Source organism: Komarekiella delphini-convector SJRDD-AB1, assembly GCF_014831675.1.
GTDB lineage: Bacteria > Cyanobacteriota > Cyanobacteriia > Cyanobacteriales > Nostocaceae > Komarekiella.
The window spans coordinates 1-8606 of record NZ_VJXY01000107.1; the positions used below are offsets into that span (position 1 = coordinate 1).

Genomic DNA, 8606 nt, shown 5'->3' on the forward strand with positions numbered 1-8606 from the left:
ATTTTGTCAAATTAGTTGAAATTCTTGACCACTTTGGGTTTACAAAGGGAAGTTTCACAGGTGAATCAGAACGCATACTTTACCTCCTCCCAGGATATGAAAATTATCGTTTAGGCTTTAGATGGGTTAAAGATGATAATTTTTGTTCCGATGCAATTGAAGTCACTTTAAGTAAATGCTGGGGTGGATTAATCATGGTTCAATGGCGTGTAGATTTATTTTTGTTCGGACTAGTTTTGAGGCAAGCTCAGATGTTTGCTTCGGAATTGGAATCACTCGATGAAGTAGAGCATAGTTAAAGTCAAAACATGCTTGTTTGAAGCTCCTAGATTCATCTATGGGGTTTGCTCCCACAGCTTCTCCAGCTTTATTACGACCATCTCTCTTCCTTGACTATCAAGCTTTGTCAAAACCCTTTAGCTTCCCAAACACCTCCTTGAGAATTTGATTTACTTCATCTTCTGTCGCTGGAGTATCCCAGGCTCCCTTAGATATCAAATTTTGCGTGTACTCTTGAATCCAAATCTTCAAAAACTCTTTTTGCTCAACTCTCGTTCCTCTGGGCAATATTATTGTGACTGGAACTTGGTTGAAAACCAGACTACAAGCTTCGCACATTCCCAGACCAGGAACATGAGTTTTGAAAATTCTGTTGGACATACTCGACTGTTGCGGCACAGTAACCAGAAGGGTCAACAACAACTGCTGGATATTAACCAAACAATTGTTTCTCCTTTCTGGGAAGTTGTTCAATTTAAGGATATTTGTTTTTTAAACTAAAACCTTAGTACTTAAAAAATCAAAAGATAGGACTTCGGAACTTGGTTTAAATAAAATAGAGGAATCCGTAATATAAGGTATATCTCTTAATCTTTGGCGCTCCCACTCAGGATAAACGTAGTTTTGCAACCAGCCAGTAAGTTCCCAAGAATACTTATTGTTTATCTGATTTAATATCGCTATCGCATTCTTCTTGGATAAAAAATCAAACTTTTCTCCATACAACTCTAATGGAAAAGCCAGATTTTTTATCAGGCTTTCATATTTACTCACTTTTAAATTTGCTTGCGACTCTAAGCAATAGCTAATCACAGAAAAAGCTGCAACACTTAAATTTACAGCATTATCAGCAAATATAAAACTCTCACCATCTTTATTTGATTCATAATCAATAGGTAGCCAAAAGTCTATACAATAAAACTGATAATTAGTAGACATAAATTAATTCATCTTTTAAAAGGATAGCTTAATTCGTGACATTCCTTAGACTAATGAATTTAAGTCGAATTGCTTGAGATGAAATAACAGCAAGGGCAAACCGCTTTAAAACACACTAGATGTGCTTAGAGTTTGAATTCATGCTGTTAAAAACAGTACCACTATGCCTACTGGTTTCTTTGTATATCTAAAGGAGTAAATCGAAAGAGTTTATCGGAATTTTAAGTTACTTTTTATACGAGACATCGAAAAATTAAGAAGTCCAGATGCAGCCTTGGGTAAATCCTGCTCAAAAAGCCGCCAGAGGAGTATGAAGACATCCAGCCTTTAATTAAACCCAAGAATAGAGGTGCATATCTTTTACCTGAAGGCTAGGAATGGCTGTAGTTGTGTGAAGATGTAGGAAAAACTAGAACCACTTCTTTGTAATACTAACTTACCGGATAATATAACCCCGTACTTTTATTAAATTCCCACCCCATACCCGATTTATCCTTGCCCTTACACCATGCCACAAAAAGCGGTGGGTGCAGCTGATTACGCTGCTCGCGTATAGCTTCTACACTAACACCAAGCCTTGTAGCCAAACCTTCTTCGGTTAGCGGTTGGATTCTTGGGGTAGAGCGTTGATATGAATTGTTGTACGATTTCTTGGGTTGCTTGAGTTGGTTATTAAGATAATCTTGAATCTTAAGAATCGCTTCGGTCAATTGTTTGATTCGAGATGCCATGCCCGAAACTTTTTGTTCTAAATCAGCGAGATTAGGGATTGCTCCAGTTTCATTGCTATTAGATTCACCAACGTTCTCTGACTCTAGCTTATCAAGTCGTGAGCAAATATCCAATATCGTTTGATTCGTAGCGTTGGCGCTATTATTATTAGTAGCAGACAAGTACTCCTCCAAGTACTCCTCAACCCTTGCCTTAATCATAGAGTCCAGGCGTTTCTCTAGCTCATTGCTGACAATTTTATCAAGATCATCTAAAGAACCATCCAGGTAGCGTTTGATAAATCGTGTGAGCACGGCTGTTGCTGTCGTGCTTTTAGAATTGCAACGGGCGATAAACTGCTCCCACATTTTTTGGTCACAGTTAAAAGATGCCAGTTTCTTGTTTTTCCCTGTTTGGCTCATATCTAGGTTTTGTCTAGGTAAACCGCTGTCCGCGCCCAAGTGAGCGCAAGTCTCACAAGCTAATTACCTTGACACTATCACGGTGAGCGTTACTCCTCGCCCAACCCCGCATCAATCATCAACGCCAGTGATTCGGCGTTGAATCTCGTGAGCGATTCCGCCAATTGCTGGAAATGGCGGTAGTGTTGGTAAGCATAATCATCAGGCTCAAGTTCGAGAAGTTCACGCATTGTCCCCTAAAAAATCAGGCAGCCTTCAATCAAGTTGATTAATCGAGGGGACAACATGCATATCGTAATAAGGCTGCCTGATTTTTTTTCGTGGAAGACCCCCGTCACAGAATCGCAAATAATCTGTCTGCCAGTTAAATTCCGCGATTGCATGAGCAAATTTTTGGGCCAAATCCCGCGATTCTAAATTGGCTGCCGCTGGCTTGCCGTTATGGTTGTAAATCTCGCCTCTTTCGCTCATATTTTGTTACCAAATGAAATTAATAATATTTTTGTATTATTAGCCATTTTTGGCGTGACCACGTAAACTAAAAAATGCGGTGAAAATCAATGGTGCAGGCAAATGAAGCGCGACCGCCACGGGAAAGCGAAAATTCTCAGCCATGAAGAAATACAGTTGCTATTTACCGACGGACTGAAAACTACCCGTGATCGCACTATCTTTGCTACTGCCTTGTTCACTGCGGCGAGAATTAACGAAGTCGTGACCCTGCTCAGTGACGATATATATGATACAAAAGGGCAAGTGAGATCGCATCTCACGATTCGCAAAGCCAACACCAAGGGAAAGTTGGCAACCCGTAGCATTCCCATCATTGAAGATTTGCAAAGTTTGTTGACTCAATACCAGCCCCAAGCAGGAGAAATGTATTTGTTTCCCGGAAGATACGGTTACAAGCATATAACTTCGGATTCAGCAGGCAGAGTCTTCAAAAAAGCTTGTGCTAAAGTGGGCATAGAGGGAGCGAGTACCCACAGCTTTCGCCGCACGGCACTTACTTCTATGAGTGACAACCAAATTCCCTTGCGAGTTATTGCGGAGTTATCGGGACACCGCAGCTTAGAGGAACTTCAGGGATACTTAGAGGTTCGCCCAGCGCAATTAGTAGGAGCAGTGTCTTCCTTAGCAATGCTGTCTCCTATAGGTAATGCTGGGAAAAGCCGCTTATTACGTCCTACTAACTCTAATACTTAAATTATTGAAATTATACTTAATAGAAATACGTGTAGAAAACACTGGGGAAACTATATTAACCGTTGAGGTTTTTTCCTTGAACCAGGAATACTCAACTTTTGAACAGCGAGGCGTTTAGTTTGTTCACCACGTCGGTCATATCTGGCGGTCTGGTCAGAGGTTGCGTGTCCAGCGAGTCTCTGCACTGTAGAGATATCTTCACCAGAGTTGAGCAAATCAGAAATGAAAGTTCTGCGGAAATCATGAGCCGAAAAATCAGTGACTCCCACTTGTTCACCGCGTTTTTGCAAAATGAACAGCACTGCTTGAGAAGTTAGTCGTCGCAGTATCACACGCCCACACTTGTTGACATGGCACAGCATAGGGCCCGCAGAATCACCTCTAATACTAAGCCAGTCTGACACAACAGTTAGAGCGCTATCAGGTAAATACACAGTCCGGTCTTTTCCACCTTTACCACTGCGTACCTTCAAAGCACCATTGTTAAAGTCAAAGTCACTTAAATTTAAATTCACCACTTCAGAGCGCCGCACCCCAGAACCACGTAGAATAGCTACAAGAGCGGCATCCCTGTAACCAGTGGGGGTAGGGTCATCAAAGCAGACTTGCATCAAATCAGCAATCTCTTTCTCTTTAAGGGCACGTCCCCGCAGCTGCTTTGTGACTTTCACATTAGGAATATCTACAGCACGAGCAAAATCAACAGCGTCCATTAACTCTAACCGTAGGGCTTCTTTTAAAACTCGCCGCAAAGCACACAGCATTTTGTTGACATAAGCTGGTGAGTGCTTCTCTATTAATGTAGCTCGTACCGTCGCCGTATGTTTATAACGCAGCGCTGCCCAGTTTAAGGTCAATGCATCACAAATACCATCGGTTAATAGTCGAGAGATCGCATCTAAAGCGAGCTGCATTGTTGGACGTGAGCCAGAGGAAAGCCTTGACAAATAGACCGCAGCCGGATGTTCAGCCAATGGTGTTGGCGCAGTAAGTGCCAAGGGAGTGAGTAACGTGTTTTCAATGGTTTCATCCATTTACTTATCAGAACATTAATTCTCGTAAGCCACATTCCAATAAGTAATTCTCTCACCATTAGGTACAGCGCGATCGCTTATTTTCGTGATCAGCACGGCGACGGGCAATCAGTTGGGCGATAGTAGCAGCCAAACACCGATAGCCAGCAATAAGGCTAACGCTAAGAAGGTGTAGTGCATTCAAGCTCAATCAAATTCAACATTTTTTCTTCCAGCCCAGTCAGATAAGGGCGCTTCAGTTTCCCCAAGTGTTTGAGAACAGCTAAAGCCGCTTCCTCTAGGTTGTCACTGTTACGAATTGTGTTGATGCGGGTGCTAATTGATTGCATATCCTGGCATTCCGAATCTGTGTAGTTCATTGATTTCAAGTGGTCTGTCCTCACGGTATATTCTCCGTCCCAAGTCATAACTGTGCAACTGTAATCGCCAACATGGGTGACAATGCCCCAGCACCCGCCCTTACCTCGCAGATCGGGGTTGTCTTTGACAGTAATTTGACAGACTTCGCTCAACTGATAGGTGTTTGGGACTTTCGTACGCTCTATGATTCTTTGCATCACATTAGTTACAATCCTACCGCTTGGGGCTTTTCCGCCAGCTTCTTGAACTGCGGCTTGCCACACGTGTTGCTGTTGTGATGGTTCAAGTTTAGTCATGGGTCTGACTTGACGCTCACTGGTGGGCAGAATTTGTAAACCATTGGGACACATTTGCTGCTCACTGAGTTCAGTCTCAGCTTGTGTCCCATTGGGACGCATTTGTATAAGGTTATCAACTACAGCAGAAGCATCAATCAGTCTGTAAGAATGACGGCGCTCAAATCCAAACCTGTCCTTGCAGTATTCCTCAAAAGTCTTGTGGGTCGATCGATACAGCCTGCGATCACGTAATTGCATTAACGCCTTTCCAGCTTCAGAGAATGCCCTTTCTACACGGCGTTCTAGGTACAGGCGTTCGCTCTGTTCAGAGTCCGTTAATTCATCGTCAACCAGTTGCTCCGCAATCTCTGGTGAAACCAAAATTTCTTGAAGCATAACATTAAAAAGTTATAGTGCGGGATGGTCAAATTAGTTCCAAGTAAGTCGTCAGCCTTCCATTGGCAACACCGACTCCGAGAGCCATCGATAAAATTGAGGTACAGCTTGCTCCAAAGAGCGCAGTTCCGGTGCCGCTAGAGCCTCCAATTCCAGCACCGCCTGCCAGCGCAAATCGGAACACCATCGCTGAAGTATGCCTTTAATCGCGTCTACCCCATGCCTGATACTATCTCTGAGCATTTGAGCACAGATATGAATGGGTGTACGTTCGCTTGGAAGTGACTCCAAATCGGTAGTATCCACCCCCCCCGAGAGGGGGTTCCCTATAGCATTATGGGGGGGGGTGGATACGGGGGCTTGATTAGGGTTAAACTCATGCTGTAACTGCGCTTGAGCTTGATGCTCCCGTTTGGAATGGCGATGAGCCATTACTTGTTTTGCAAATTCCAATTCCTCCACAGCAAGCGAATAAATTTTCACCTGCTCACCGCGTGGCCCCTGCTTGCGGCAAGCTAACTTGAGTCCCAACTGCTCAAGCATTGTGGCCAGCAACCAAACTGGTTCACAATCACTGGGGACTGTGAAACCAAGAATTGCTTTAATGTGAGCAGCACAATCAATTGCGATCGCCCTCATATTTAGTAAGTCGCAGTCAGTTGACGTAATTTCGCTTCCGGTCACTAAACGCTTAAGAATATGATGCAAACCCAAGTTGAATCTCGCTAACCACTTGGCGGAATAATTGCCCCAGTCGAAGCTAAAAGGTAAATTATCCCGTTGGCTGCGGTCTTTTTGGGTGACAATTGTTGGTGGTGTAGGGTATTGCTGCCCAGTCTTGGGGTCAAGAATTGAGTCATCGGGTTCGGATAAGATGGCTTCAAGAGAAGCGATCGCTCTAATTAACCGACCGCCGTCATCTAATTCAACCAGTTCAGGGGTGACATCCATACCGTAGGAATCAAATATGCGAAACTTTTCACATTCAAAAACTTCCTGGGGTGTCAGGTAATCTTTGCTCTGACGGGCGCGGTATTCACTCGAAGTAATATCACTGGCCCTGGCAACAGCTGAATAATGGGCAATGTCCAAAGCCGATGCCGCAACTTTTAGACTTTCTAGAGATTGGTGATCATCATCACTCCCCACTGATACTATGGTATTGCCCATTTCCGTAAGCAGCGATCGCAGGTCATCACGCAGATTATTGAGAGAATAATGACGGTTAGCTTGAATTTGGCAGTAAGCCTCTAGCGCCCAGTCTTTCTCAGCTCCCCGCGCTCCTGTTTTGCGGTCAATTCGTAGTAGGAAAGCAGTCATTTCGTTGGTTTGGAGTAGTCGCTCTTTAATCTTGCGGGCGTTGGTATCTTTGTAACCAAAAGGAGGACGAGGAGTCACCCAAACGTGAAATGGGACTTTGGGGCGATAACGGTAGAGCTGTTGGGCGCACTCGGTTGCAGTTTGGGAAACCCCGTGAAAAACACCAAACACTAAATCAAAATGATATTGGGCGATATCTACACCAGTTCCCAGGCTGGGAGAAGTGAGTAAGGCATCAAGGTTTTTTACAGCGTTGGTAATATCTTTGATGAAAGCGATGTTCTCCTCACTGCCGGAGTTGTCGGAATGCACAGACCAGATTCGCCATTTTTTGGGTGTAGAAGACGAGGAAGAGTTAGGAGATTCTTGGCACTTGAAGGAGAGCGATTTTTCAAGTTTCTTGATGAAACGCTTAGAGTCACTAACCACCATGATTTTCTGTCCTGCCATTAGCGCTGCCGAGATTTGCGCGACTAGGGCGCTGGAATTATCCCCCTCGTACCAGTAAATAGTGCGATCGCCATTTCGCCATTCGTTTTTGATGATGTAAGGAATTTCCCCTGATGGACGCATTGCTCGAAAGAAGTCCACCGTCAGGTCATCCATGTGTGCATCGGCGATGACCACCAATGGCGCATTGTATACTATATATTCCAGTACTTCCAGTATTGCGGCGCGATGTGATTTGCAAGTATTACTGTGTAGTAGGTGAGTGAGGTATTGGCAGGCCTCATCAATAAATATGCAGCCGTAGGTGAGAGATTGGGTATTTAGCTTGTGCAAGCTGTCGATGGTAATGCTCAGAGCTGTGGCTTTGGCTAAACCCACGTAACCAAGTTCTGAATACATGGCAGTCCCCAAGCGTTCGGCAAGATTTTTCAGGAGATTAACGCGATGACCATTGTTAAGAAATCTTGCATTTGGGTTTTGGTCACGCCACCACCGCATTAACTCTGTTTTACCCGTACCCATATCAGACCACAAAACTACAAGTCCAGATGCGGGAAAGCGGAAAGTAGAGCGGCCAGAGGTAGAGGAATACCGAGGATTAAGGGAAGGGGTGAACAGTTCCTCTGTTTTTATCTCATAAAGCTCTCCAATTTCGGAGCATTTCTCTTCCAGCTCGCTCATGCACAAGACTTGAGACAGATATTTAATATTGACTGTCACATCTGGTTTGTATTTGCTCAGTCCCCATTTTTTAGCCCGATACGAGCGCTGGTAATCTTTAAGCGATTTGGCATCATCAACGATCGCAGTTAGTAAGGTATTCGCATCTTTATTTCGCGCTACCACAAAATCATCAACACCTTTCTCTGGCCCCGGCAGTAATGCCACTTCACATTCCCCACCAGCTGACTCGATTGCTCTACCAGTGCGAACCGTTGCTTGAAAAACTGACCAACGGGTATTGCTTCTGGTTTCGTAGTCAAATAATATAATGAACTTGCGCCCCGCCTGAGCCAATGGTACTAAGTCAGGATGCAACCGTTCATCAAAATCCAGCTTGCCAACACGCCCGTTCCAAATTCCAGGGAGTGCTAGAGCTACAAACCCCAGACTTAGTAAGCAAGCGGCCTTCTTCTCACCTTCGCAAAGTATTATTGGTATCTCCGAGTGTGCGATGACCCACTCCCAGAAGATCAGCGGATTGAGTCGAT

11 protein-coding genes are annotated in these 8606 nt (G+C 44.2%); 2 read left to right on the top strand and 9 right to left on the bottom strand.

All coding sequences use genetic code 11. The features are described 5' to 3' along the window. The coding region (locus tag FNW02_RS36580) for a hypothetical protein (RefSeq protein WP_191762381.1) at positions 1-299 on the top strand (299 nt) is incomplete at its 5' end. A 97-nt stretch (positions 300-396) separates the two neighbouring features. Here the strand turns inward: FNW02_RS36580 and FNW02_RS36585 are convergent. The 5 genes from FNW02_RS36585 to FNW02_RS36605 all read right to left on the bottom strand — a co-directional run bounded on the left by FNW02_RS36585 (position 397) and on the right by FNW02_RS36605 (position 2822). Next, entirely contained in the window at positions 397-660 is a 264-nt protein-coding gene (locus tag FNW02_RS36585; protein WP_191762382.1) for a hypothetical protein, read from the bottom strand. 111 nt (positions 661-771) lie between these two features. Beyond that, positions 772-1218, bottom strand: coding sequence for a hypothetical protein (locus tag FNW02_RS36590; protein WP_191762383.1), 447 nt, complete (start codon positions 1216-1218; stop codon positions 772-774). Positions 1219-1649: 431 nt separating this feature from the next. After that, positions 1650-2351 (bottom strand): hypothetical protein, encoded by a 702-nt coding sequence (locus FNW02_RS36595; RefSeq protein WP_225226243.1) that lies wholly within the window; start codon positions 2349-2351, stop codon positions 1650-1652. 89 nt (positions 2352-2440) lie between these two features. Then, on the bottom strand, positions 2441-2581 hold the full coding sequence (locus FNW02_RS36600; protein ID WP_191762384.1) for a hypothetical protein: 141 nt from the start codon (positions 2579-2581) through the stop codon (positions 2441-2443). 25 nt (positions 2582-2606) lie between these two features. Next, the gene (locus FNW02_RS36605; protein ID WP_191762385.1) at positions 2607-2822 is read right to left on the bottom strand and encodes a hypothetical protein; all 216 of its coding nucleotides are present in this window, start codon (positions 2820-2822) and stop codon (positions 2607-2609) included. Between the two features lie 102 nt (positions 2823-2924). Here FNW02_RS36605 and FNW02_RS36610 point away from each other — a divergent pair, with 102 nt between their 5' ends. Then, positions 2925-3557 carry a tyrosine-type recombinase/integrase gene (locus FNW02_RS36610; protein ID WP_191762386.1) on the top strand — a complete coding sequence of 211 codons (633 nt, stop codon included), beginning with the start codon at positions 2925-2927 and terminating at the stop codon, positions 3555-3557. Positions 3558-3607: 50 nt separating this feature from the next. Here FNW02_RS36610 and FNW02_RS36615 read toward each other — a convergent pair whose 3' ends face one another. From FNW02_RS36615 to FNW02_RS36625, 4 genes are all read right to left on the bottom strand, one after another. Further along, on the bottom strand, positions 3608-4591 hold the full coding sequence (locus tag FNW02_RS36615; protein ID WP_191762387.1) for a tyrosine-type recombinase/integrase: 984 nt from the start codon (positions 4589-4591) through the stop codon (positions 3608-3610). 58 nt (positions 4592-4649) lie between these two features. Continuing rightward, entirely contained in the window at positions 4650-4775 is a 126-nt protein-coding gene (locus FNW02_RS39800; protein WP_263627860.1) for a hypothetical protein, read from the bottom strand. Beyond that, a complete protein-coding gene (locus tag FNW02_RS39365; protein ID WP_225226244.1) occupies positions 4753-5625 on the bottom strand; it encodes a hypothetical protein in 873 nt (290 codons plus the stop codon). Before FNW02_RS39365 ends, FNW02_RS39800 begins: the two co-directional genes overlap by 23 nt. Before the next feature lie 51 nt (positions 5626-5676). Then, a partial coding sequence (locus FNW02_RS36625; RefSeq protein ID WP_191762388.1) for a plasmid replication protein, CyRepA1 family occupies positions 5677-8606 on the bottom strand: 2930 nt, incomplete at its 5' end.